This is a genomic window from Methanobrevibacter sp. (genome assembly GCF_017410345.1).
In the GTDB taxonomy this organism is placed as follows: Archaea; Methanobacteriota; Methanobacteria; order Methanobacteriales; family Methanobacteriaceae; genus Methanobrevibacter.
On record NZ_JAFQQZ010000041.1, the window covers coordinates 23776 to 48934 of the forward strand.

Genomic DNA, 25159 nt, shown 5'->3' on the forward strand with positions numbered 1-25159 from the left:
AATTTTTATTATTTTTAATATTATCTTAATTTTTTTATTTTTTATTATTTCTTACCATCCATCATTATTTCACCCTCACTTTTTAATTATTTTTCATGATTTAATTTTTATTAGTTCAATTAAGTTCATGATCTTTTTTGTTCATTTTTTGTTTTTTTTCCAAAATATTTATATATGAAAAATTATAAACTATAGTAGGAAGGAAGGTTCCTTCCGACTATGAATTGAATCAAATTCATATGGCCAAAAAAGGGTTTCCACATTCCATTTGTCAAATAAATGGATAATATACTCAAAAAAGGATGTGACAAAATGTCAGAAAAAGACAATAAATTAGACCAAATTATTAAAACAGTCGAAGAAAACGATGTAAAATTTTTGAAATTGCAACTATCAGATATTCATGGATTGCCAAAAAGCATGGCAGTTCCTCTTAAGAAAGCTGATGACATTGAAGATATAGTGAATGACGGATTGTTATTTGACGGTTCATCAATAGCAGGATTAGCTTCAATCAATGACAGTGATTTGCTTGCGAAACCAGATATTAACACTTTCTCAACAATTCCATGGAGACCTGAATCAAAAGGTACTGGTAGATTCATATGTGACGTTTTCACTACAGATGGAAAACCATACGATGGAGACCCAAGAGGAGTGCTTAAAAAAGCATTGGAAAAAGCAGAAAAAAGAGGATACCAATTTAATTTAGGGCCTGAACCAGAATTCTTCATCATAAAAGAGGATGGGGAAGGAAATTACATACCTGCAGACGAAGCTGAATACTTCGATGTTGAACCATTAGACCAAGGTACTGACATAAGAAGGGAAATCGTATTCGGTTTGGAACAATTAGGTTTCGATGTGGAAGTAAGCCACCACGAAGTGGCAGCAGGTCAACACGAAGTCGACTTCAAATATGCAGACGCTTTAAAAACAGCTGATGCTGTTATAACATTCAAGGAAGCTGTAAAAGCAGTGGTTCATAACTTAGGATTCAAGGCAACATTCATGCCAAAACCATTCTTGGGAATCAATGGTAGTGGAATGCATTGTAACCAAAGCCTATTTAAGGATGGGGAAAACATCTTTTATGATCCAAACACTGAAAACCAAATTTCACAGGAAGCATTGTACTTCATTGGAGGATTATTGAAACATGCACAAGCATTATCTGCAATCCTATCCCCAACAGTCAACTCCTATAAACGTTTGGTTCCAGGTTACGAAGCACCATGTTATGTAGCTTACGGTTTTAAAAACAGATCAACATTATTAAGAATTCCTGCATCCCGTGGATTAGGTACAAGAATCGAATGCAGATCACCTGACCCATCATGTAACCCATACTTGGCATTTGCAGTATTGCTTGAAGCAGGTCTTGACGGTTTGGACAATAAGATGGACCCTGGCGAACCAACAGAAGACAACTTGTTCGCATACTCCGAAGATGAGATTGTCCAAAAGGGAATTCAAACCTTGCCTACAAGCTTATGGGAAGCATACCATGCATTGGAGAAGGATGATGTAGTCAAGAACGCTCTTGGTGAAAAAGTCTTCAATCAATTCTATACCATCAAAAGAGCTGAATGGGATGCTTACAGAATCCAAGTGTTCGATTATGAAAGAGATCAGTATTTAGATGTTTAGAATTCTTATCAGACATGAAAGAGAAGAGTTTTGAACGTTTAGACTTTTCCCTTTAGACTATTCCTTTTTTGAATATATTGGTAGTCAAGATTAAGGTTCCTCTTTAACTTGACTGCCAATCAATTTTAAAATTATTATTTTTAGGCATATGTAATTTTAGAATTATTTTTTAAGGGCATATTGTAAAATTATTTTTTATTTTTTTTTTTTAAAAGGCATATTGTAATTTTAGAAGAATTAGTATATATTAGGCATATGTACGTGTATTCACCGATCATTTTATGGAGGTAAGAAAATGTGCGGAATAGCAGGTGTAATATACAAAGATAAAAAAACTCACCCTGTCGGGGAAGCATTGACATCAATGCTTGAATCCTTACAGCATAGAGGTCCGGATTCAGCAGGATATGCTATCTACGGCAGTCTGGATTTTCCTGAAAACTATTATCAGTTAAACATTGAAGTCAAAAGAAAAAGAGGAGCATTAGACAATTTAAAATCACTATTGAATCAAATAAGTCCAATATTCGAAGAGCAATTGATCGAGTCTGTCGGAGACTCAGATGTATATAAATGCAAAATTGCATTGGATGAGTATTCTCTTTTAAAACCTTGCATTGAGGAAATAGATGAATTGAAGAATGTAAGGGTAATCAACGGTTCACACTCATTTGAAATGATTAAGGACACTGGAAAGGTTAAGGACATTGCGGAACGGTTTGATGTCCCAAGCAGAATGGGAACACATGGAATAGGCCATACCCGTTTTGCAACAGAAAGTGGCGTTGACCGTTATCATGCACACCCATATCAAAGCTACATCATACCGGATATCACTGTAGTGCACAATGGCCAGATCACCAATTACTGGAAAATCAGAGACCCATTGGAAAGAAAAGGACACACTTTCGAATCATTCAATGACACAGAGTGCATTGTCCATTACATGGCTGACAAGCTTGACCAAGGATATAAGTTGGAAGAGGCTTTGGAACAGGCAGTAATCGATTTGGACGGTCCATTTTCAATATTGGTCGGAACACCTAACGGCATTGGAATTGCAAAGGACAAGCTTGGTCTCAGACCAGGGGTAATGGTTGAAACCGATGAGATCTTTGCAGTGGCTTCAGAGGAAATGGCATTGCATGACGTTACCGATTCAGACGAAATAGAACAGATAGCTCCTGGGGAAACAAGAGCTTACACCATCTGATAAGGGGGCTTTTCTTTGAATGAATATGTTATAGATGCAAATGATATGGATGAGAAGGAATTTAATCGTACCATAAAGGAACAAGCTCTCAATAATGATAAACTAATCATCAACAATCCGGATTCCAGACACAATATCTGTGCAGGACTGACTGAGGATGTGGAGATAGAGATCAACGGCTCTGCAGGATATTTTGTCGGAACAATGGTTCACGGGCCAAGGATACACATCAACGGAAATGCAGGCTGGTTTGCCGGCGACAACATGACCGATGGAGAGTTGGTCATTGAAGGTACAGCAGGTGACGGTGCAGGACAGGGAATCTATGGAGGCACAGTCATAGTGAAAGGAAACGTTGGCTCAAGAACCGGAGAGATCATGAAAGGTGGAACCGTCATAATCGGTGGAAACAGCGGATTCATGACAGGACTTCTTATGATGGGGGGCAGGCTCATAATACTTGGCGATGTAACCGAGGATGTCGGCGAATCTATCATGAGAGGAACAATATATGTTCTTGGTAATGTGAAAAGCTTGGGGAAAAATGCCATAATGAAGGAAATCACAGCTGAAGATAAGGATGAGCTTAAGGAAATCCTAGAGGAATATGGCTTCGAACTAAGCGACGAGGATTATGGAAATTTCAAAAAAATAGTTAACATGCAATAGGAGCTGAAAGAATGAGTGAAAATAGGATAGCTTTTGTTGGAACACCATGCCAGATCATGGCTGCATCCAAACTACAAGACTATGCAGATAGCCCTATTGATGTTAAACTGGGCTTATTCTGTATGGAGAATTTTTCATATAAGTACTTTGTCAATCTCTTGAAAGAGTATGACTTGAAAATGGAGGACATTGAAAAATTCCAAATTGAGAAAGGGTTCGTATTCTTGCTGTTGAAAACCAAGCAAACAGTGAAGATACCTCTCTCTGTAGCTAAAAGGATAATTAGAAAAAACTGTAACATATGTGTTGAACTGACATCTGAGACCTCTGACATTTCAATAGGTTCCATAGGATCTGAAGATGGATGGTCAACATTGATAATCAGAACTGAAAAAGGTGAGGAAATAGTCAATGGAGCAATAGAACAGAAATTCATTGAAGCCAAAGAGTTCAATGAAGCACAATTTGATTTGCTGAACAAGATTGCTGAAAGCAAAATAAGCAAAAATCTTGAGAGAATTGAAGAAAGGGAATTCCTGGCTAGGCCTGTATTATACCAAAGGGAAAAGGCAGACGATGCAATCGACAAGGACATTTCACAGTCCAATTTCTCAGATTTGAAGTCAAATGTCATTGATGTCGGATCATGTGTGCTCTGTGGGGCATGTGAATATGTCTGTCCTGACAATCTGATAACAATTGACGATACAAAACCAAGAATGAAAGGGGAATGCCCAGAAGACTGCCATGCATGCTTTGCAGTCTGTCCAAGAACCTTCATACATGAGGACTTGAGAAATGACAATTCAAAACCTATCGGCGATTTCATTAAAGTCCTGACAGTCAGATCCCTTAAGCACACCCAAGGTCAGGACGGTTCAATTGTAACAACAATGCTTGACTATCTCTTGACCAATGATATAGTGACAGATGTGCTTGTTGTAGATAAGAAGGATGAGTTGGCTTGGAAACCTTATGCAAAGCTAACAAAAGCAATTGATGAGGTTGTAAGGTCCGGAGGAACAAAATATTCTGTCTGTCCGGTATTTAAGCCATTAATCAATTTGAAAGAGGGGGCAGAATAAATGTCATTCACTGTTGAAAGAAAATTGGAGATATGCAAGCAGAGCAATGATAGGCCTGGCTGCTGCTGGTACTTATGTGACAATCCACACAAATCCTCATGTAAGAACTGTTACAGCTGCTATTCAAACTGTCCTCATGGCGTATATGAAGTGATCAATGACGAACCATTGCCTATACATCAGGAAAACTGTGTAGGGTGCAAGATCTGTGAAGAGATGTGTCCGACACATGCGATATATGTAAGGCCTCTCGTTGATGAGGGAAGAGGAGTCTGGTCAAATTCAACAATGGTTGAAATCAAACGTAAAAGCCAAACCGGAGCATATAAGGTCAGAGGTTGCGGACTCACCAGAAGAATCCCAACATTCGATGACTTAAGCATATTGCCTGCACAGGTATCAAGGCCTCCAATAGACTCATATAGGGAAACATGCAAGACTTCCGTAGTCCTTGGAGACAGGTTTGCGGAAAATCCGATTGAAATTGACACTCCAATCATGATTGGTGCAATGTCCTTCGGTGCTTTAAGCAAGGAAGCAAAGATAGCATTGGCTATTGGAAGCAGCAAGGTAGGCACAATCACCAATACCGGTGAAGGGGGAATGCTTCCTGAGGAAAGGCATTATGCCGACAAATTGATTGCCCAGTATGCATCAGGCCGTTTCGGTGTTTCAGCAAGCTATTTGAACAATGCGGAAGCTGTAGAGATAAAGATAGGTCAAGGTGCGAAATCCGGTATGGGAGGACATTTGCTTTCCCATAAGGTTACTGCAGAAGTTGCCAGGGTTAGAAACATTCCGGAAGGAACCTCCGCATTAAGCCCTGCAAGACATATGGATATTGTCGGGCCTGAGGATTTAGGAATGAAGATCAATCAGTTAAGGGAAATCACCGACTGGAAAATACCAATCATCGTTAAATTCGCATCAGGTAGGGTTGAGCAGGATGTCAAGATCGCTGCAAAGGCTGGTGCGGACATTATTGTAGTCGATGGTATGCAAGGTGGAACAGGTGCAGGGCCTGAGGTAGTCACAGAACATGCAGGTATTCCTACAATCGAGGCAATCGTAAAGGCTGATGATGCCCTTAAGGACATTAACTTAAGAAGTGAAGTGAGCCTTGTGGCTGCTGGAGGAATAAGGTCTGGAGCTGATGTGGCTAAGGCAATAGCTTTAGGTGCAGATGCTGTATATATCGCTACCTCTGCATTGATTTCAATAGGATGCAAGGTCTGCCAATCCTGTTCTGAAGGAATCTGCCCTAAAGGAATTGCTACACAGGATAGGGCACTTAGAAGAAGATTGGACCCTATAAGAAAAGGTCAGCAAGTTGCAAACTATATAGAGGCAATGACTCAGGAAGTGACATCACTGACCCAACAGGCCGGTAACACTGACATTGAAAATCTTGAACGTCAAGACTTGGTTGCATTGACTATGGAAGCTTCACAATTGACAGGAGTTCCAATGGTTAGAGGATAATTTAATTTTAAAAAGATTAGGAGATATTATTATGGCTGCATTCGAAAGAATCAAATCAGGGATTCCTGGGCTTGATGAAGCTTTGGACAATATTCGTTTAGGGGATAATGTAGTATGGAATGTAACAAATCTAAATGAATTTTCTTACTTTGTGGATCCTTATGTAAAGCAGGCAAAAGAGGATGGCCGGAACTTGATATACATTCGCTTCTCTTATCATCCGCCATTGGTGGAAATGACAGATGAGGATTTCAGGCTGCTTGAGATTGAAGAGAACAATCCCGACAGCGAATTCGCTATGATAGAGCGTGATGGGATTAAGATATATAAGGTAAATCCATACAATCAATTTGAAACATTCACTTTGGAAGTTCGCAGAATCATCGAAAAGGAAGGCTTTGATGCTTTCTATGTCTTTGACTGCTTAAGCGACCTTCAGGCCGTTTGGTCAACAGACTTGATGATGGGTAATTTCTTTAGGGTGACATGTCCGTTTCTATTCAAGCTTGACACCGTCGCTTATTTCCCTATTATCCGCGGAAGGCATTCCTATGATGCAATCGCTAAGATTCGTGAAACAACACAGCTCTTCCTGAATGTATACTCAAACAGTCCTGAGGAAGTTTATGTTTCTCCTCTTAAGGTATGGAACAGGTATTCCCAAACCATGTTCCTAGGACATAAGTTCAATCCTAATACCGGTTTTGTCAAGGTCTTGCAGGATGGACAGGAGGTCAGCAAATACTATAAGACCATCAATGATTCAAACAAACATCATAACGAGCAGATCCTGGACAGCTGGGAAAGATATATGCTTCAGGTAAGAATGAAGTATGCCGATGGGGAGAATATCGATGATGAATGCGATAAGATCTGTGAGCTGATGATGACAAAAGATGAGAGGATGCTTTCCAAAATCAAGGAATACTTCACTTTTGAGGACTACATCACAATCTATGACCGCCGTGTTGGAAGTGGATTGGTAGGAGGTAAGACCTGTGGTATGCTTCTATCAAGAAAGATAATCGAAAAGGATCGTCCGGATATATATAATAACTTTGAACCTGACGATTCGTTTTACATAGGTTCAGACCTCTTCTACACTTATATTGTTTCAAATGACCTATGGGATCTTCGTGTAAAGCAAAGAACTCCTGAAGGCTATTATAAATACGGCAAGGAATTGGAGGAAGCTCTCAAGAATGGTACCTTTTCAGATGAGATTAGAAAGGCCTTCATCAACATATTGGACTATTTCGGACAGAATCCTATTATCGTCAGGTCAAGCAGTTTCCTTGAGGACGGATACGGCAATGCGTTTGCAGGAAAGTATGAATCAGTCTTTTGCGTAAACAGAGGCAGTCTTGAAGAGCGATTGGCTGCTTTTGAAGAGGCGGTAAAGATAGTATATTCCAGTACCATGAACATTTCAGCTTTGGAATATAGGAAAATAAACGGCTTGGACGATACCGATGAGCAGATGGCCCTTTTGGTTCAAAGGGTTTCAGGTTCCTATTACGGAGACTATTTCTTCCCGACCGCTGCAGGAGTAGGTTTTTCATACAGCCCATATTCTCCACTCCCTGATATGGACAACAGCAAGGGAATGCTAAGGCTTGTAATGGGTCTTGGTACAAAGGCTGTTGACAGGACAAAAAAGGATTATCCAAGAATCATCAACCTTGACAAGCCTGAAGTGACAATGGCGAAGGACATTAAGGAAAAGCATAGGTATTCCCAGCATTACCTCGATGTGATTGACTTGAAGAACATAAGTTTGCATGATGTTCCAGTTGATGAAGGTTTGGGCATAATCCCAAGGTATGCTAAAAAGGTCCTTGTTGAACATGACCGTGAGGCAGAGAGAATGTTCCGTGACCGGGGACAACGTCGTGAGATAGTCTTTGTCAATTGTGAGGGGCTTGTGAAGAATCAGGAATTCATTGACGAGATGAAGGAAATCCTGAAAACATTGGAGAATGCATATGATTATCCTGTAGACATTGAATATACAGTCAATGTTGGAGAGGACAATTCATTCAATGTGAACCTATTGCAATGCAGACCACTTCAAGTTTCAGTAAACAATGAAGCAATTGAGATGCCTGAGGATAAGGATGTCTTCTTCCATATCAAGGAATCTTCCATGGGAATGTCACGTAAGAGCAAGATAGACACAATCTGTTATGTCGATCCTCATAAGTATTATGAATATCCTTATGCCCAAAAAAGTTCAATACCTAGGGTGATTAGCGATATAAATGCCTATTGCAAGGATAATGGCAAGACTGCAATTCTTATAGTTCCTGGAAGAATCGGAACTTCTTCCCCTGAGTTAGGGATTCCTGTAGTCTTTGCAGACATCAGCCATTTCTCTGCAATTATTGAGGAATCATACAGTGAAGTTGGCTATATGCCTGAACTGTCCTTTGGAAGCCATATGTTCCAGGACTTGGTGGAAGCTGACATTTACTATGGTGCATTGTTTGAAAACGAGAAAAAGCTGGAATTCAATAGGGATAGGGTCTATGATTATCCTAATATCCTGAAGGACATAAATCCTAACTTAAGCGATGAGATTTATGGCATGATACAGGTCATCGACTTTGATGAGGATAAGGCAGAATTCTATCATGACATGAACAAGGACGAGACATTGTGCATTTTCAAATAATCAAATCAAATTCATATGGAAAACATTAATTGTTTTCGGGCAGGCGGGCGGGACATATGCCTTTTTATTTGCAATAGTTCTTTTTCACGAAAAAAGATTTTTCAAATAAAACAAAACATAGGACAATGTGATCAATGACCCTGTTTGAGTTTTTGAGTTTATCTTGAATGGGGTTGTTTTTCACATTTCTTTTAATTCTTCTTTGCTTTCTTTTTTTAACATTAATTTTATATTCATTGAATTTTAGACTAATTAATATATATCTTTTAATCTTTTTATTTTATAAATTCTTAAGATGATTGAATAATATGAACATTTTTGGAAGTTTTTTTGACATTCTAAGTGATAAGACAGCAAATGAAAGAGGATACTTCTTTACAAATAGGCTTTTATGGGCTTTGTTCATCCCCCTTTTCATCGAACAGTCACTGGAATTCTGTGTAGGTCTTGCCGACTCTATGATGGTTGCATCCCTTGGTGAGGTTGCAATTTCTGGTGTTTCATTGGTTGATTTTCTGGTTCAGCTGCTCATATTCAGCTTTTCGGCTTTGGCTACAGGGGGAGCTGTCATTTCCGGACAGTATTTGGGAAACAAGGAGCCAAATAAGGCCTGTGACGCTTCCGATCAATTGGTTTGGTTTACAACAATATTGGCAATTCTAATGACAGTCTTTGTCTTGTTTGCAAAATCCTTTTTAATCAATATCCTATTCGGCCAGATAGATCAGGATGTTTTCGACACTGCAAACATTTATTTGAGCTATATGGCAATCTCCATTCCATTCATCGCATTGTTCAACTGCGGGGCAGCAATATTCAGGACAATGGGCAACGCCAAGGTTCCGATGCTGATAATGTTTGTTTGTGATGTCTTGAACATTATCGGAAATGCAATCCTTCTTTTTGTCTTTGGATTTGGAGTTGAAGGTGTGGCCATTCCAACCGTCATTGCGAGGGCATTGGCTGCAATTGTTATGACAGGCTTTGTGCTTCAGGAAAAGTATGAGATACATATCCATAGGACATTAAGGCATAAGTTTGACTGGTCCTTGCTTAGGAAGGTCTTGGATGTGGGGATTCCATATGGAATTGAAAATGGGCTTTTCCAATTGGGCAGAGTATTGATCTTAAGTTTGGTTTCCACATTCGGAACAATGGCAATCGCTGCAAACTCCGTCGGATATGCGATTGGAGTGTTTTCAGTCCTTCCGGGATTTGCAATAAACCTGGGATTGACTGCAGTCATTTCACGCTGTGTTGGAAGCAATGACTATGAACAGGCCAAATTCTATAATAAGAAAATACTGCTAAATGTCTTCCTGGCCCATTTGGGAATCAATCTGATCATATTCGCATTATTGCCATTCATATTGCAGATATATGATCTGTCCCCAACAACTGCTTCCATGGCTTCTGAAATGATAATTTGGCATGGAATCTTTGCAGTTCTGATTTGGCCGATTGCATTTACACTGCCAACCACATTCAGAGGGGCAGGTGATGCCAAATGGCCTATGGTCGTTAGCTTGTCTGTTATGTTCATCTGCAGGATCGGATTGTCTTATGTCATTGCTGACTTCCTGGGAGTTGGAGTCTTCGGCACATGGATTGCAATGTTCATAGACTGGTATGTAAGGGCAGGATTCTATATTTACAGGTACTTCAGCGGCAAGTGGATGGAATATAGGGCTGTCGGCAATGGGGCTTACTAATAGTTTCATCGTATACGAATTTTCGCTAACCTTTAAATATAACTTATGTATAAAATATTATTAGCTGTTTATAAAACAGCTACGCTTTTTTTTTTAAAATAAAGTGGTGATGTATGGTGTAAAAAGGGTTGCTTTTTAACGTGATGAGCAGGTTTATGGTGGGCCTGTGTTATTAAGCGCCCTTTTTTTTATTAATCTATTTTTATTTCTTATTTGAAAATTACAATTCATTATGGTTTATTTAAGTGATTTTATGTTTTATTTGGTTGGATTAGGATTATTTGATGAGAAGGACATATCCCTAAAAGGAGTGGAAGCATTAAGGAAAGTTGATAAGGTCTATGCCGAGTTTTTCACTTCACGCCTGTTTGGTTCCAATTTTGAAGCTATTGAGGATACCATTGGAAAGGAAATCATTGTTCTTGACAGGACTCAAGTTGAAGAGGAATCTGTTTTTCTAGAGGAAGCGAAGGATATGGATGTTGCACTGATCACCGGGGGAGACCCTTTGATTGCAACCACCCATTCTGATTTCCTTGTTGAATGTGCAAGAAAGGGAATTGATTTTGAAGTGATTCACGGATCATCAATATTGTCTTCAGCACCAGCCATTTCAGGCCTTCAGGCATATAAGTTCGGTAAGGTAACAACCATTCCATTTCCGGATTTGGAGTATAATTATTTCCCTAAATCTCCTTACATGGCGATTGAAGAGAACCTGAAGATGGATATGCATACATTGGTCCTTTTGGATATTCAAGCCCATAAGGACAAATACATGACCATAAATGAGGGATTGGAAAATCTGATGACCATTAAGGAAAATCTTGATTATGAGGGGCTCATTGATGAGGATAGCTTGGCCATTGGAATCGCAAGGGTAGGATCAAAGGACAATCTTGTAAAGGCGGGATATATCAGGGATCTCATTGATTTCGATTTTGGTGGACCTCTCCATTGCATTGTAATTCCTTCCAAATTGCATATTGTTGAAGCTGAATATTTGGTGGAAGTTGCTGGAGCCCCTAAAGAGATATTGGATGATGTCTGATCTTATTAAATTTTTTTTATTGATTTATTTTTTTAATTAATATTATCTTTTTTTTTTAAAAAAATAGTAAATTTGCTGTTTTATTAAGTTTGTATAAATTTTTTAAAAATAGTAAAAAATAGGTTTTAATCGTTGTAAAAATTTTTAAAAAAATGGAAAAAGAGAAAAAAATAGGAAAGAACATAGTAGTTAGTTGTTAGCTTCTAATCTTTTAAAAAATTTTTAAAATTTATTTTTACAATATAAATCATAAAAATTCCGTTTTACTATGTTCTTCTAATGAATTATATTATAAAAAAATTTTATAATACTCTTCATTTCCCAATGGATGTTAATCCTATACATATTTTTATTTTTTTAATTAATAAATATTTCCATATTTTACGAATGAAAATGAGTTATTTTTTAGAACTCTCTAATTTTTAAAAAATATTCATTCTTTTATAAAAATATTATATTATTGTTTAAGAAATTAAAAAAATAATTATTAATTGTATTATAGAGATAATTTCTTAACTTATTTATGTTTAAAAAAATAGTTCTAAAATAAGAGGATATTTTTCATTGCCTTTTTTAAAAATTAATAAGTATTTATAGTATTTAGGTAATTTGTAATAAGGTATTTATACAGGAGTATAAATATCAAGTTTTAAGGTAATTTATATAGGACTTTTTTATAAAAGACAATAATTCAAATATCCTCTTATGTTAATATTATTGATTAATAAATTATTTTTATTGGAGATTATAAATTTATTAAATCATTGATATGTAATTATATACACATCGTATTATATTATGTTGTGAGAGTTTATAAATGTTTCGTTTTATTTTTTAGAGAAATGCTTTTTTGATATGAATATTAGTTTAGTTCAATAATGGTTTGATGAAAAAATAAAAATTATTAAAAAAGATTTTCTCAAAGCTTTAAAGTAAAAAAAGATTATTTTCTTCTCTTATTGGCATTCAATTCATATCTTTTCGGACTGCCAACATCCTCATGAGCCTGATTTAGAATGTAAAGGAAAACCCTCTTGTTGAGATTGTATTTTTTGGAAAACTTCTTATAAAGAGCGTATTTGCTTCTTCTATTTCCAAAATAGTCTATCTTTTCCAAGTACTCCTTTTTGATTTCCTCAATTGGACTTAGATCTTCTGGATTGTTTTGGCTCATAATTTAATTCCTTGTTTTATTTTAAAAATTAGATAAATTGATTTCTACTATTTAATATGTTTATAAATTATTTAAAATTTTCTTAAATTGTAATAATTCTTCCGATTTAATGAATAAGTGTATAATTTATACTAAATGTTTATATTGGATTAAATTAAATATTTAATATGTTGTATGAAATATCTTATTTTTTAAAAATCTCTTTTTAAATTTAATATTTCATTAACTTATAAAATATTTTAATCTGTTATATTTTTATGATTAAGGATTGATTAAATGGATTTAAATTTTGACTTTACAGAAAAAAGGGTAATACTCACAGTATTCTTCTGTATGGCCTTCACCATTGCAAACTTAATTACAGTTAAGATTATCAACATCAATTTCTTAGGTATGGAAACTCCTGCTGGAGTATTGATCTATCCTTTGGTATATATCTTAACCAACGTAATTGCTGATGTATACGGTGAAAGGGTTGCACAAAGAACCCTTATATTAGGTATTGCTGCTGACGTATTATTCGTATTTATGACTACTTTAATATTATTCTTGCCATCCCCAGACTTCTTTACTGGTGATGCAGCATTATCCTTTGTATTTACCCAAACCCCAAGAATTCTTGTAGCTTCATACATCAGTTACTTGATCGGTAACTTGGTAAATGCAAGATTGACTACAATTGTAAACGCAGGCAAGGCTTACTCCTCTGGAATAAACCTCTTGGTTCTTGCTTTCAGTGAATTCATTGATAACTTCGTATTCATTGGACTCGCATTTATTGGTGTTTATTCTGTTGTAGATATCTTAATAATGATTATCACTCACTGGATATTAAGTTTGATTTGGACTGCAATCGCTCAGCCATTCACTACCATGACTGTAAGATGGGCTGAAAAAGGCAAACCAGTTGAAGCTTAATTGTAAGTTCCTTTTATGTAGTGATGTATAATATTAATTAGTTTTTAAAAATTAAAAATCAAAATAAGTTTTAAGATCAAATGTGAATTCAAAATTGGATTTCACATTTTGATATTTCTTTTTTTTTTAAGTGTCTTTTTTGTGATGCCCTATTCTATTTTTGACTATTTTTAACCGGATTATTTTTTTTATGAAATTTAATTTACTATTTTTTTTAAATAATTGCCATCTTTCCGGCATTTGTAAGATAATATTTTTCGTACTGTTTTGTCTGTCCCACCAAGCCGTCTTCCATCAGGCTGTTTATGTGCTTATATACCATAGCTCTTGAGATTCCAACATTCTTTCCAATCAGAATTGCGGTCTGTTCTGACTCTGCAAGGGTTTTGAGGATTTCCAATTTGGTTTTGGATAGGTTTATGCTCAATCTTGGCATTTGTATGGCCTGGTCATTGAAGCAGTAGTAGATGTAATCTACCCCTTCCTTGTTTGCAACAAAATTCAGAATTGATCCTATGAAGTTTCCATCACTTGCCACATAGATTTCGTTTCCATCTTTGGACCTTCTTATGATGTCAGTCAATTGCTTTGCTGCCTCAATCGCATTTGTAGTGCTTATCTTGATGTTTTCCTTGGTCATATACTGGTCAAGCAGGCTGGTTTCATTATAGTTCATATATACGGAGATCAATTTGTCTATCCTGTTTTTCATGGCAATGTCCAGAAGTTCCTTTCCCTTTAGATTAGATATTAGTATTTTCATATGATTTCCTCATTTTTTAAAAATTTTAAGTTTTACTAGCGTTCAAGATTTAAGAATTATGTTTGTATTATTGTTTAGGATATTTTAATTTTTATTATAATTTTGTTCAATTTTAGTTGGCACTTTCTTTTCCGACCGATGCCCTTTCATTAAATTTCAATGATCTATTCTATCATTGAAAAAGTTTTTATAAATATTTTAAACAATGTCTATTATTATCTATAATTTTTAAATATTTTTTAAAAATATTTATCTGAACTTCACATTGTTTAAAATCTATAAACTAATATTTGGATTAGATCATGAATAGTTTTAGAATTTTTTCATTTCTCAAAATATCTTTGGCACTGAAAATATTAGCTTTTTTCTTAATAATTTGCCTATATTTTTTATTATTATGGCTGATTATTATTAAACTTTTTGTTTTTGTCTACCTTTAACATTGACTTGTCTATATTTGAATTATTGCTTATTTTCTTTTTTTAAGCATTTTTTGACAATTTTTATTTTTTTCTTAAAGATTTTCCTAGGTTAACTCTTATTTGTCTACCTTTAATATTGAATTGTAAATAAAAAATTTCTAAAAATAGGTACCTTTATATTGAATATTATTCAATTTATATTTAGACATCAAAAATCGGAAAAGGTTTGCCACTATCATTGTGACTTAGGTTTTTTGATAGCTTGCTATTGGATCTAAATTATGATGGTAGTGAAATCTTATCTGAAAATGTCTTAAGATATTATTTAAATTTTTTAAATAATGTTCTTTTTGCTAATAATTAATTTAACTAATATTTACTTATCTTGGTTGGAAATAGCTGAAAATAGTTAAATGTCTTTTGTAGTTAAGTATAGTTAGTTGAAATATAGTTGAATTTTGTATTGGCTATTTTTAATCAATAATAATTAATTATTAGTTTAATTAATTATTTTTCAAATTTAAAAATATCTTAATTTATTTTTTTTAATTAATTTATGGAGAATAAATTATGTCCTATGTTGATGAAGTAATTGACTTAATTGTTAAAGAAAACCCTGATGAACCTGAGTTTCATCAAGCTGTAAAAGAAGTATTAGAATCTTTAAGAGTCGTAATCGAAGAAAACGAAGAACAATACAGAAAAGATGCACTTTTAGAAAGATTAGTCAACCCAGAAAGACAAATCAAATTCAGAGTCCCTTGGGTAGACGACAACGGACAAGTACAAGTTAACACCGGTTACAGAGTACAGTTCAACAGTGCAATCGGACCTTACAAAGGCGGACTTCGTTTCCACCCTTCCGTAAACATCGGTATTATCAAGTTCTTAGGATTCGAACAAATCTTCAAAAACTCCTTGACCGGCCTTCCAATTGGTGGAGGTAAAGGTGGATCCAACTTTGACCCTAAAGGAAAATCCGACAGAGAAATCATGAAATTCTGTCAAAGCTTCATGACCGAACTCTGCAAATACATTGGTGCTGACACTGACGTTCCTGCTGGAGACATCGGTGTAGGTGGTAGAGAAATCGGTTACTTATTCGGCCAATACAAAAGAATCCAAGGTTTATACGAAGGAGTTCTCACCGGTAAAGGCTTGACCTTCGGTGGATCTTTAGCAAGAACTGAAGCAACTGGATATGGTTTATTATACTTCGCTAATGCAATGTTAAAAGCAAACGGCGAAACCTTAGAAGGCAAAACCGTAATCATGTCTGGTGCAGGTAACGTAGCAATCTACGCAATTGAAAAAGCTATTCAATTAGGTGCAAAACCTGTAACCTGTTCCGATTCAACCGGTTGGATCTACGACCCAGAAGGAATCGATGTTGAATTGTTAAAGGAAATCAAGGAAGTAAGACGTGAAAGATTAACCGCTTATGCTGATGCAAGACCATCTGCTGAATACCACGAAGGAAAAGGCGTATGGACCGTTAAAGCTGATGTTGCATTCCCATGTGCTACCCAAAACGAATTGGATCTTGATGATGCTAAAACCTTAGTTGAAAACGGTGTCATTGCAGTAGCTGAAGGTGCAAACATGCCAACCACCTTAGAAGCAACCAATTACTTGATTGAAAATGGTATTCTCTTCTCACCAGGTAAAGCTTCCAATGCAGGTGGAGTAGCTACTTCCGCTTTAGAAATGTCTCAAAACTCTCAAAGATTATCTTGGACCTTTGAAGAAGTTGACACAAGACTCCAAACCATTATGGAAGACATCTTTGCTAATGTTGATGCAGCAGCTAAAGAATACGGATTTGAGAAAAACTACGTAGTTGGAGCTAACATTGCAGGATTCTTGAAAGTAGTTGACGCAATGAACGCTCAAGGAATCGTCTAGATTCCTTAATTTTTTCTTTTTTTTTAAACTTTTCTATTTTTTCTATTTTTTTCTTATAATTATTTTTTCTATTTTTCTAGTTTTCCAATTTAAGATTAATTTAATATATGTCTTTAAATAAACTTTTATTCATGTTAGAACTCAATGAATTATTGGATATATTCAATGCTGGCGATACATTGGTAATGGATGAAGAGGCATTAGAAGCATGTAACCATTACAGCATTGAAGCTCAAAAGATAACGACTGAATTAAATTACACTTATCATGATTTCGATGAAAGAAGGGAATTGTTCTCTAAACTAATCGGTCAGGAACTTGATGAGGAATTCAGGGTTTTCACTCCATTTTTCACTGATTTCGGAAAGAACATTCATCTTGGAAAAAATGTTTTCATAAATGCAGGATGCAAGTTCCAGGATCAGGGAGGAATCCATATTGGAGATGATGTATTGATTGGCCACAATGTTGTAATGGCTACATTGAATCATGATGAGAATCCGGAAAAAAGGGCCAATCTGATTGCAGCTCCAATAAATATTGGGGATAAGGTTTGGATTGGTTCCAATGCAACAATCTTGCCTGGAGTCACAATAGGTGATGGTGCAATCATTGCTGCTGGGGCAGTTGTTACAAAAGATGTTGGGGAAAAATCAATCGTTGCTGGCGTCCCGGCCAGATTTATTAGAAAAGTTAATACCGAGGAATAATTAGAAGGTGATAATTTGGTAACTTTCCAATCAATAGAAGAGGCAAGAGAGTTTTTTGATGGAGATAGATTTGCAGCAAAATTGGGGATTCAATTGGATGAGCTTGGAGAGGATTATTGCATTTGCAGTGTGGAGATCAAGGATGATTTCAGAAACGGTTTCGGCGCTGTGATGGGTGGAGCAATATTCACTCTAGGTGATTTTGCCTTTGCAGTCATGTCCAACCAACTCCACAAGCTGACAGTAGGTCTTCAAGTGAGCATAAACTATTTGAGTGGAGCAAAAGGGGAAAAGCTCATAGCAAAGGCCACAGTCCGCAAAGACGGAAGGACAACCTCTGTAATAAATGTTGACATTACAGACGATACAGGCAGGGATGTCGCACAGTTTGTCGGTACAGGATATAAGATGCAATGATTTTTCTAATCATTTTTCAAATAATCTAAAAATTTTTTAATTATTTTATAATAAATTAAAAAATTATATAATCAATTAAGTTAAAACTATAATTAACTATTATTAATTTTTTTAAAAAATTTAATATTTTTTATTAAAACTTATGCTGGTGATTGAATGGCAAAAGATCAAAGAAGTAGTTTAAATCCATTTACAGGTAAAAGTCATTTTGATATTGTAAACGATGATAAGTTCTTACAGGATTCCTATAATCAATATTATGCCATGGTCCAAAAGGCCCAGGTATTGGATAATGCTCCTGAAGGACAAGTGGTTAGGGCTGTTGCTGTAAGATTGATCAAGGCAGTTGAAGCCTATCTGACAAAAATTGACAGAATGGATTACATTAAGGATTATTATGACTGGGATGTGCATTTATTGGCTGATAAGACTGTAAATGCATTTTGTATGCCTGGTGGAAAGATAGTTATGTTTTCAGGTATTCTCTCAATAGCTAACACTGAAGAGAGAATAGCTTTCATCTTAGGACACGAAATGGCTCATGCATTGCTTGACCATTCAAGAACCCGTGCGAGCATTGAAAGCGCAAAGAACACTGTTGCAACCGCCACTTATTTCGGAAGTTTCCTTCTCGATATCTTTGGTATGGGAGCAGTGGGAGACATTACAAGAGCATCCATCAATGCTGCAAACATCGGATCTGATTTCCTGTTCGTTAAGCCATTCGGCAGAAATCAGGAATTGGAAGCAGACAGATTAGGTATGCTTATCATTCATTGGGCAGGCTATGACATCAATCAGATTCCCGCATTCTGGGAAAGCATGAGTCAGAAAGGAGGAAACAATTTTGAATTCTTCTCAACTCACCCATCCGATGAAAAAAGGATTGCAAACATGAAGGCATTGATTGCTGAAATCAACAGCGATAAGGATTTCACTAGCGGTCCTGTAATTGGCGATCCTACAGTCACTGACAAGACAAACAATTGGTCAAAACAAGCTCCACAAGCCCCTAAAGCCAATGCTTGCCCTAAATGTGGTGCTGCAATCGCTCCAGAGGATAATTTCTGTACTGGCTGTGGATACAAGCTTAAATGATCTTAATTATTAATTTACTTTTTTTCTTTTTTTTAAAATGATTAAGTTTGGATTTCAATCCAAATCCTTAATCAAAATCTTCTTTTATTCTTATTCAAAATTCTTAATCAAACAATTCCTTTATCAAATACTTGCTTTTCTCTTCACAGTTCATGTTCTGTATCTTATAATAATTCAGGAATCCCTCTTGGATATCATATACAAAGAACATCTTCCCATTCAATATTCCAATATCCATTCCCTTGAAGAAGACGTATTTCAAATAGAAATCAATCAGTTCCTTTGCTTCAAATTCCCCTTCCAGATTTGCAAAGAGATCTGATACGAACATGTCATGTGCAGTGAATGTATCGAATCTATAGTAATTCTGACATGCTCGCTCCGCATTGTTAAGATTGACTTCCAGAATATTAAACAGCTTTTCAAACAGGTCATCATTTATGGTGGAGTATTTTTTCTTCAATTCTCCATTGATTTTTTCCTCTTCCAAAAATTCGATTATTCCCTCATTTTCAATCCTTTCCTTATACTCCATTATCTCTTCATTGATTGTGTAGTAGGAATCCCTGATCTGTTCACAGCTTACATTGATTCCATCAACCTTTCTCTTTTCCTCATACTTCTTGTTTCTGTAGTTCAACTGTCTTGGGCTGCTTTCCCTGGTTGATTTTCTTATCTTTATCGGTGGAATTGTCTTTTTGAAGAAATCCATCTTAAAGCTGTATTCAGTGTAATAGTCATAATGCCTTTCCATATATTCGTCATAATATTTCTTATCCTTTAAGCAGTTGTTCAGTTTGATGATTTTTCCGACTATGATTCCAAACAGTATTCCTTCCTTGAATATCTCATCGTAGGCTTCCTTTATCTTTTCTTGAAGCTCGTCATGCTCATATCTGATTATGTCATTGGATTCCAATAGTATCTCAAGGTCAATGTTCACGTCAATAAGATAATTGTGTATGTTGTCTTCAACTCCCATGCCCTTCAATACAGGTTCTGTTATTTCCAAATGCTTTTCATAAAGCTCATAGATTTCATTGATCAAATAGCTCATCCTTTCACCTCTCATTTTTTAAGCAATAACTGCAGTTTTGTATTTCTTGAAGATGTACTCGCTGTGTTCCTTTTGGATGTACATCATTGTTTCGGTTTCAGATAGATTTCCTAATAGCTCATAAGGCAAGGCATCATTTTGAATGTCTTCAATGACCAGTCTCAAGCCTGTTCTGATTCCTATCTCCAATCCCATGTCTATCATGAATTCAAAATAGTCTTCGATTATCCTTTTGACCTTATATTTTCCGGTCTTTTCCTTGAAGAATCTGGATTTGATCAAAGGCTTCAGATTTTCCCCGTCTATTTTGATTCTCTTGTTGCAGGCGAATCTTGCCTTCTTCCTGTCTATTTGAAATTCATCCAAAAACTGTTCAAATAGAAGCTTCTTCAATTCCTTGTGGTTGTTGTCAATCACTTTTGATATGTAGGATACTGCAGAAATCTCAACCTCAAGTTGGCTTGGCTCATCATTTCTTGACACTATTAGCCTTTCTGTTCCATCTTCATCAATCTTTTCACAGTCAGATTTTGACTCGTCAAATGGGGGGAAGAATTCATTGTATTCCTTCAGATCAATATCAAGCATTTCCCTTTTGCTTATTGGAAATTCCAAGATCTTCTTTATCATATGGGTCTTTCCAAAACCGATTCCCAATAGGATTCCTTCCTTGATGATTTTTTCATAGAACTGATCTAATTGCTTAAATGAGTCCATCTCTTCATTCAAGAGATTCACGCTGTCCAAGATCACTATCAAATCGTTATTTATATTGGGATACAGGAGACATTTGACATCAATGCCGTAGTGTTTTGTCATAAGAAGAATATTTTCCTTTTCCTGTTTTTTATACTCTTCGAAAATCTCATCAATCATATATTTCACCTTAATTCTGTTTAATATTCTTTATTTTTCTATTTATCTTCATTATATAAATTATTATCGATTATAAAAAGTTTTTAGAATATTATAACGAAATTAAAGCAATTTTACAACTTTATTTTAATATTGATGTCATTTCGTAATTTTTCAAGAAAAATGAAAACTGATAAAGTCTTTTTTATAATGCTTTATTTTGAAAAATAGGGTTTGAAAATGGTTTTAGGAGAAAATTTTTTAAAAAAAGAGAATTTGAAAAAATTGAATTTTTTTATAATTTTAATGAAAATTAGAAAATAATATGATGTGATGTTGATGAGGAAGATTCTATTTTCAAATAAAACAATTTAATTTAAAATAATGGGTTTTATTATCAATTAAATCATTACTTTGACAAATAACTATTAAAAATATTAAACGGATTTTTAATTAAATTAATGAATTTTTTCTATGATTTTCACTTTTGTGATATTATGTTTTTATCATAGATTTTTTGAAAACATTCATTCCCTATGCAATCCACAGCCAATGCATTTCTGAATAGGATTTCCATACTCATCAACCTGATTGCAGTCAGCTTCCACTTGAAGCTGGTCTGGCCTCGGATTCTTTTCCTGAACTATGATTGAAAATGAGGAATAGCTTTGCTTGTCAATCACTGGTGAGATTCCTCTGAAGATGCATTCAAAATCTCCAGTTCCTGCAATGTTGAATTGGATGTCCTCTCCCAAGTTGAATTCCTCAAAGTACTGTACTGTTTTGCTTGACTCTTCAACAGGGACAATGATATTGATTATCATGGACTGGTCCTTTTCGTATATCTTCACTCCATTTAAGTTAATGGATAGCTCTTTTACTCTTGGTCGCTTAATGTTTCCGTATTGCTTTTTGAATATTACATAGTTGCTTTCTTCCATATTATCACATCTTGATAGTTATTTATATAAATTTTAATCAATATATAGTTATAAGGAATTAAACTAAAAAAGAATTAAAAACAGTTAATTAATTCAAGTTTTAAAGTATTTTAAGCTATTTTAAGAATTAATTTCAGATATTCAAAGCATTAAAGAATTTGTGATAAAATGAGTGAAAATAATTTAAGCTATGATGGAGTGGATGCAATATTGGGAGATCCGAAGAAGGCATTATGGAAAATGTCCATTCCACTTATCATTTCATTGTTCATCACAAGTCTTTATAGTGTAATCGATGCCATTTGGGTCTCTGGTTTAGGTGCAGATGCTCTTGCAGGTGTCGGTTTTGTAAGCCCTATTTTCATTGCCCTTATGGGAATCGGAAATGGATTGGGAGCAGGTTCCGCTTCTGCATTGTCAAAGTATATTGGTGAGAACAATAAGGAAAAGGCGGATAACGGTGCAATACACACTATTTTTATCACAGTCATTGTTTCCATAATAACCACAATCCTATTGCTGATATTCCTAAAGGACATTCTCCTTGGAATGGGTGCGGGAAGCACAATCGATTATGCAATGGATTATGGGGTGATTATGGTCATCGGTTCCATTCTTGTTATACTGTCAAATGCATTATACGGAGTCCTTAGAGGTGAAGGTGATGCAAACAGGACAATGTATGCAATGCTATTCTCTTCAATATTCAACATGATATTGGATCCTATCTTAATCTATGGCCTAGATTTGGGAGTTAGGGGAGCAGCCATTGCAACATTGATATCATTGCTGCTTGTGAATGCCATTCTGTTTCATTGGTTCTATCTGAAGAAGGATACTTATCTAAAGCCATTTTTATCCAATTATAAGTTTGATAAGGGCATCACTATAGACATTATAAAGGTAGGTTTTCCTGCAAGTCTGGAACTCGTTAACAATGCATTGTTTGCAGCATTGTTCTCCCTTCTTCTTGTTGTTGTGGCAAATACCGATGCCGTTGCGGTCTATTCAACCGGATGGAGAGTTGTGACAATAGCGACAACCCCAATACTTGCAATCGCTACAGCATTGATTTCTGTTGTAGGGGCAAATTATGGTGCAAGGAAGTATGAAGAGATTCTGGTGGCTCATAGGTATTCCATGAAGATAGCTATTATTTTTGGATTCATAGCTGCCATAGTGGTCTATGCATTTGCTCCACAGATAGTTTCAGTATTTGCATATACTGGTACAAGCACAAGATTAAGCCCGCAATTGATTGCATTCCTATCTGTAATTGTCATATATTTCCCAACAATGGGCTATGGATGCACATCCACCTTTGTTTTCCAGGGAACAGGAAATGGAATCACCGCAATGTTCCAGACAATCTTGAGGGAAACAATATTCACTTTAGGATTTGCCATTCTTCTAGCAATTGTCTTAGGCTATGAAGAATATGGTGCTTGGTGGGGAATAATCCTTGGTGAGATAGTGGTGAATACAATAACAATGGTATGGGCAGATTGGCATATTAAAAAGTTGATTAAATTAGATAAAATGATTAAAAAATAAAAAAAGTAAGGTGCTTAATACTCATTTTAGAATTATTTTAATAATTTATATATTGTCTTTTCAAGATTTTCATTAAATGGAATATATCTCTCTTCAATTTCTGGGGATAGATATTCACTTAATTCATTTTCTGGAACCAGATAATAATTTCCGTTCTGTTCTATAGTCATTTCCAAATGGCTTCTATTGAATCTTGCAAGATTTACATTTTCGTGAGATTCCACTAAATTGTCAAATGGGAAACGTATTATTATTGGGGTGTTGAATCCTATTCCAAATTCTAATAGTAGCAATTTTCCATTAACAGCCTTTTCTTTAAAATTTAGGTAATTATTCTTTTGCTTGTGCCATTCATCATCTTCTACAAAGAAGCTGTCTTTTCTAAGATTCAGATCCATCTCCTCTCCACAAACTGGACAAATAGGCACAAGTTCACTAGGCACTTTCAAATCTTTATCTGTTTTTTCAATCATTTCCAAGATCAATTCCTCATCATCATATAATTTGTTATGGCAGGCTTTGGAGCATTGCATTTTAGAATAGGATCCTTGTGTCCTAAAGAATCTTCCTTCATCAAATCCTGATTTCAAGAACTGATCATCGACATTTGTTGTAATTACAAAATAATCTTTATCCTTAACAAGATTGAATAATTTTTTATAAAGTTCTGTTCCTTCCATTCCCACGTTGTTTGTAAAAACATGCTTTGCATAATATGCCCATTTTTCTTCAGAGTTTCCATATGGATAGAACATTGGGGAATACATGTCTTGGAATCCATATTTTTCTATGAATTCCGGAAAGTTCTTTCTAAATCTTTCCCCTCCATATTCAAGTCCTGCAGATGCGGATAATCCTGCCCCTGCTCCGATTATTATGTAATCTGCATCATTTATGAGTTCCTTTAACTTTTCAACCCTTTCATCATAATCATTTTTTTCAATTTTTCCCATTCTTTTACTCCTTTTTAAAAACTAATGTGATTCTAATAAATTTTTCCTATATATTTCTGTAGCATTATTTGAAAATGTATTGAAAATAACCTTTTCAATGCTTGTATCCTTATTGTTTTTCAAATAATCTCTCACAGTTTTTATTGCTAATCTTGAAGCCAAATCCTTTGGGAAATTAAACACTCCTGTTGATATGGAACAAAATGCTATGGATTTCAACCCTTCTTTATCTGCCAGTTCCAAACAGGATCTATAGCAGTTTTCAAGTTCTTCAATTTCCTCTTCATTTGGCTCTTGGCCATATGGTATGGCAGGGCCTACGGTATGTATGACATATTTGGAAGGAAGATTATAGGCTGATGTAATTTTTGCATTTCCATTTGGCTCTTCATGGCCTTGCTTTGTCATGATTTCATAGCAATCCATTCTTAATTGGAATCCTGCAGCGGAATGAATCTGATTGTCAATGCAATTGTGCAGAGGAATGAAGCATCCTAACATCTGGCTGTTTGCTGCATTTACAATCGCATCTACTTGAAGGCAGGTAATGTCCCCTTGCCAATATGCAATTTTAGAATCTATTCCATTAGCTTTATTCATTGTTTCGATATCTTCTGCTGAAACCAAATTTTTGCTTTCAGTCTCTTCAGTGAGGATTCTATCTTGAATTTCATAATATTTATCACTTAATCGGACAGGGATTTGCACATTCATTAAGGCTCTTAGCAATCTTCTCTTATCTTCATACTTATCAGGAATTTCATAATCTTCCTCATAACTGCCATTCACAGACATCAATTCTTTTATTATAATGTCAATTTTCTTGTTCTTATCAAATTCATCCATATTTTACCTC

21 protein-coding genes are annotated in these 25159 nt (G+C 35.4%); 14 read left to right on the forward strand and 7 right to left on the reverse strand.

Features of this window, described 5'->3' with window-relative positions:
* Nucleotides 1-312 precede the first annotated feature (312 nt).
* The 8 genes from glnA (at nucleotide 313) to dph5 (ending at nucleotide 11536) form a co-directional block, all read left to right on the forward strand.
* Entirely contained in the window at nucleotides 313-1650 is a 1338-nt protein-coding gene (gene glnA, locus IJE13_RS05090) for a type I glutamate--ammonia ligase (RefSeq protein WP_292777849.1), read from the forward strand.
* 295 nt (nucleotides 1651-1945) lie between these two features.
* Nucleotides 1946-2863: a glutamine amidotransferase gene (locus IJE13_RS05095; protein ID WP_292777852.1), complete on the forward strand. Its 918-nt coding sequence runs from the start codon at nucleotides 1946-1948 to the stop codon at nucleotides 2861-2863.
* A 45-nt stretch (nucleotides 2864-2908) separates the two neighbouring features.
* Nucleotides 2909-3532, forward strand: coding sequence for a GXGXG domain-containing protein (locus IJE13_RS05100; protein ID WP_292777935.1), 624 nt, complete (start codon nucleotides 2909-2911; stop codon nucleotides 3530-3532).
* A gap of 11 nt (nucleotides 3533-3543) precedes the next feature.
* Complete coding sequence (locus IJE13_RS05105; RefSeq protein WP_292777854.1) at nucleotides 3544-4617, forward strand: Coenzyme F420 hydrogenase/dehydrogenase, beta subunit C-terminal domain; 1074 nt, start codon at nucleotides 3544-3546, stop codon at nucleotides 4615-4617.
* A complete protein-coding gene (locus IJE13_RS05110; RefSeq protein ID WP_292777857.1) occupies nucleotides 4618-6099 on the forward strand; it encodes a glutamate synthase-related protein in 1482 nt (493 codons plus the stop codon).
* Nucleotides 6100-6130: 31 nt separating this feature from the next.
* Entirely contained in the window at nucleotides 6131-8773 is a 2643-nt protein-coding gene (locus IJE13_RS05115) for a PEP/pyruvate-binding domain-containing protein (protein ID WP_292777859.1), read from the forward strand.
* A gap of 308 nt (nucleotides 8774-9081) precedes the next feature.
* Nucleotides 9082-10485, forward strand: coding sequence for an MATE family efflux transporter (locus IJE13_RS05120; RefSeq protein WP_292777860.1), 1404 nt, complete (start codon nucleotides 9082-9084; stop codon nucleotides 10483-10485).
* A 253-nt stretch (nucleotides 10486-10738) separates the two neighbouring features.
* A complete protein-coding gene (gene dph5 / locus IJE13_RS05125) occupies nucleotides 10739-11536 on the forward strand; it encodes a diphthine synthase (RefSeq protein WP_292777863.1) in 798 nt (265 codons plus the stop codon).
* Nucleotides 11537-12479: 943 nt separating this feature from the next.
* On the opposite strand, the gene IJE13_RS05130 is transcribed toward dph5, so the two are convergent.
* Complete coding sequence (locus IJE13_RS05130; protein ID WP_292777865.1) at nucleotides 12480-12710, reverse strand: hypothetical protein; 231 nt, start codon at nucleotides 12708-12710, stop codon at nucleotides 12480-12482.
* Nucleotides 12711-12986: 276 nt separating this feature from the next.
* Between IJE13_RS05130 and IJE13_RS05135 the strand changes: the two genes are divergently transcribed.
* Nucleotides 12987-13628, forward strand: coding sequence for a queuosine precursor transporter (locus IJE13_RS05135; RefSeq protein WP_292777869.1), 642 nt, complete (start codon nucleotides 12987-12989; stop codon nucleotides 13626-13628).
* 214 nt (nucleotides 13629-13842) lie between these two features.
* On the opposite strand, the gene IJE13_RS05140 is transcribed toward IJE13_RS05135, so the two are convergent.
* The gene (locus IJE13_RS05140; protein WP_292777871.1) at nucleotides 13843-14391 is read right to left on the reverse strand and encodes a helix-turn-helix domain-containing protein; all 549 of its coding nucleotides are present in this window, start codon (nucleotides 14389-14391) and stop codon (nucleotides 13843-13845) included.
* Between the two features lie 992 nt (nucleotides 14392-15383).
* Between IJE13_RS05140 and gdhA the strand changes: the two genes are divergently transcribed.
* The 4 genes from gdhA (at nucleotide 15384) to IJE13_RS05160 (ending at nucleotide 18943) form a co-directional block, all read left to right on the forward strand.
* Nucleotides 15384-16718 (forward strand): NADP-specific glutamate dehydrogenase, encoded by a 1335-nt coding sequence (gene gdhA, locus IJE13_RS05145; protein WP_292777873.1) that lies wholly within the window; start codon nucleotides 15384-15386, stop codon nucleotides 16716-16718.
* Between the two features lie 131 nt (nucleotides 16719-16849).
* Nucleotides 16850-17428 carry a sugar O-acetyltransferase gene (locus IJE13_RS05150; RefSeq protein WP_292777876.1) on the forward strand — a complete coding sequence of 193 codons (579 nt, stop codon included), beginning with the start codon at nucleotides 16850-16852 and terminating at the stop codon, nucleotides 17426-17428.
* A gap of 15 nt (nucleotides 17429-17443) precedes the next feature.
* Nucleotides 17444-17845: a PaaI family thioesterase gene (locus IJE13_RS05155; protein WP_292777878.1), complete on the forward strand. Its 402-nt coding sequence runs from the start codon at nucleotides 17444-17446 to the stop codon at nucleotides 17843-17845.
* Between the two features lie 156 nt (nucleotides 17846-18001).
* Nucleotides 18002-18943, forward strand: coding sequence for a M48 family metalloprotease (locus tag IJE13_RS05160; protein WP_292777880.1), 942 nt, complete (start codon nucleotides 18002-18004; stop codon nucleotides 18941-18943).
* Nucleotides 18944-19046: 103 nt separating this feature from the next.
* Here IJE13_RS05160 and IJE13_RS05165 read toward each other — a convergent pair whose 3' ends face one another.
* The 3 genes from IJE13_RS05165 to IJE13_RS05175 all read right to left on the reverse strand — a co-directional run bounded on the left by IJE13_RS05165 (nucleotide 19047) and on the right by IJE13_RS05175 (nucleotide 21796).
* Nucleotides 19047-20000 (reverse strand): hypothetical protein, encoded by a 954-nt coding sequence (locus tag IJE13_RS05165; RefSeq protein ID WP_292777883.1) that lies wholly within the window; start codon nucleotides 19998-20000, stop codon nucleotides 19047-19049.
* Nucleotides 20001-20018: 18 nt separating this feature from the next.
* The gene (locus tag IJE13_RS05170; protein ID WP_292777885.1) at nucleotides 20019-20876 is read right to left on the reverse strand and encodes a hypothetical protein; all 858 of its coding nucleotides are present in this window, start codon (nucleotides 20874-20876) and stop codon (nucleotides 20019-20021) included.
* A 506-nt stretch (nucleotides 20877-21382) separates the two neighbouring features.
* Nucleotides 21383-21796 carry a hypothetical protein gene (locus IJE13_RS05175; RefSeq protein WP_292777887.1) on the reverse strand — a complete coding sequence of 138 codons (414 nt, stop codon included), beginning with the start codon at nucleotides 21794-21796 and terminating at the stop codon, nucleotides 21383-21385.
* A gap of 168 nt (nucleotides 21797-21964) precedes the next feature.
* On the opposite strand from IJE13_RS05175, the gene IJE13_RS05180 reads away from it, so the two are divergent.
* Entirely contained in the window at nucleotides 21965-23350 is a 1386-nt protein-coding gene (locus tag IJE13_RS05180) for an MATE family efflux transporter (RefSeq protein WP_292777891.1), read from the forward strand.
* A gap of 32 nt (nucleotides 23351-23382) precedes the next feature.
* Here the strand turns inward: IJE13_RS05180 and IJE13_RS05185 are convergent, their stop codons facing one another.
* Entirely contained in the window at nucleotides 23383-24303 is a 921-nt protein-coding gene (locus IJE13_RS05185) for a hypothetical protein (protein ID WP_292777895.1), read from the reverse strand.
* Nucleotides 24304-24324: 21 nt separating this feature from the next.
* Nucleotides 24325-25149, reverse strand: a complete 825-nt coding sequence (locus IJE13_RS05190) for a protein-ADP-ribose hydrolase (RefSeq protein WP_292777898.1) — start codon at nucleotides 25147-25149, stop codon at nucleotides 24325-24327.
* Between the last annotated feature and the right edge of the window lie 10 nt (nucleotides 25150-25159).

Excerpts from the sequence above, each read along its gene's own strand:
- glnA (WP_292777849.1), top strand. The coding sequence starts at position 313 with ATGTCAGAAAAAGACAATAAATTAGACCAAATTATTAAAACAGTCGAA.
- IJE13_RS05095 (WP_292777852.1), top strand. The coding sequence starts at position 1,946 with ATGTGCGGAATAGCAGGTGTAATATACAAAGATAAAAAAACTCACCCT.
- IJE13_RS05100 (WP_292777935.1), top strand. The coding sequence starts at position 2,909 with ATGGATGAGAAGGAATTTAATCGTACCATAAAGGAACAAGCTCTCAAT.
- IJE13_RS05105 (WP_292777854.1), top strand. The coding sequence starts at position 3,544 with ATGAGTGAAAATAGGATAGCTTTTGTTGGAACACCATGCCAGATCATG.
- IJE13_RS05110 (WP_292777857.1), top strand. The coding sequence starts at position 4,618 with ATGTCATTCACTGTTGAAAGAAAATTGGAGATATGCAAGCAGAGCAAT.
- IJE13_RS05115 (WP_292777859.1), top strand. The coding sequence starts at position 6,131 with ATGGCTGCATTCGAAAGAATCAAATCAGGGATTCCTGGGCTTGATGAA.
- IJE13_RS05120 (WP_292777860.1), top strand. The coding sequence starts at position 9,082 with ATGAACATTTTTGGAAGTTTTTTTGACATTCTAAGTGATAAGACAGCA.
- dph5 (WP_292777863.1), top strand. The coding sequence starts at position 10,739 with ATGTTTTATTTGGTTGGATTAGGATTATTTGATGAGAAGGACATATCC.
- IJE13_RS05130 (WP_292777865.1), bottom strand. The coding sequence starts at position 12,710 with ATGAGCCAAAACAATCCAGAAGATCTAAGTCCAATTGAGGAAATCAAA.
- IJE13_RS05135 (WP_292777869.1), top strand. The coding sequence starts at position 12,987 with ATGGATTTAAATTTTGACTTTACAGAAAAAAGGGTAATACTCACAGTA.
- IJE13_RS05140 (WP_292777871.1), bottom strand. The coding sequence starts at position 14,391 with ATGAAAATACTAATATCTAATCTAAAGGGAAAGGAACTTCTGGACATT.
- gdhA (WP_292777873.1), top strand. The coding sequence starts at position 15,384 with ATGTCCTATGTTGATGAAGTAATTGACTTAATTGTTAAAGAAAACCCT.
- IJE13_RS05150 (WP_292777876.1), top strand. The coding sequence starts at position 16,850 with ATGTTAGAACTCAATGAATTATTGGATATATTCAATGCTGGCGATACA.
- IJE13_RS05160 (WP_292777880.1), top strand. The coding sequence starts at position 18,002 with ATGGCAAAAGATCAAAGAAGTAGTTTAAATCCATTTACAGGTAAAAGT.
- IJE13_RS05165 (WP_292777883.1), bottom strand. The coding sequence starts at position 20,000 with ATGAGCTATTTGATCAATGAAATCTATGAGCTTTATGAAAAGCATTTG.
- IJE13_RS05170 (WP_292777885.1), bottom strand. The coding sequence starts at position 20,876 with ATGATTGATGAGATTTTCGAAGAGTATAAAAAACAGGAAAAGGAAAAT.
- IJE13_RS05175 (WP_292777887.1), bottom strand. The coding sequence starts at position 21,796 with ATGGAAGAAAGCAACTATGTAATATTCAAAAAGCAATACGGAAACATT.
- IJE13_RS05180 (WP_292777891.1), top strand. The coding sequence starts at position 21,965 with ATGAGTGAAAATAATTTAAGCTATGATGGAGTGGATGCAATATTGGGA.
- IJE13_RS05185 (WP_292777895.1), bottom strand. The coding sequence starts at position 24,303 with ATGGGAAAAATTGAAAAAAATGATTATGATGAAAGGGTTGAAAAGTTA.
- IJE13_RS05190 (WP_292777898.1), bottom strand. The coding sequence starts at position 25,149 with ATGGATGAATTTGATAAGAACAAGAAAATTGACATTATAATAAAAGAA.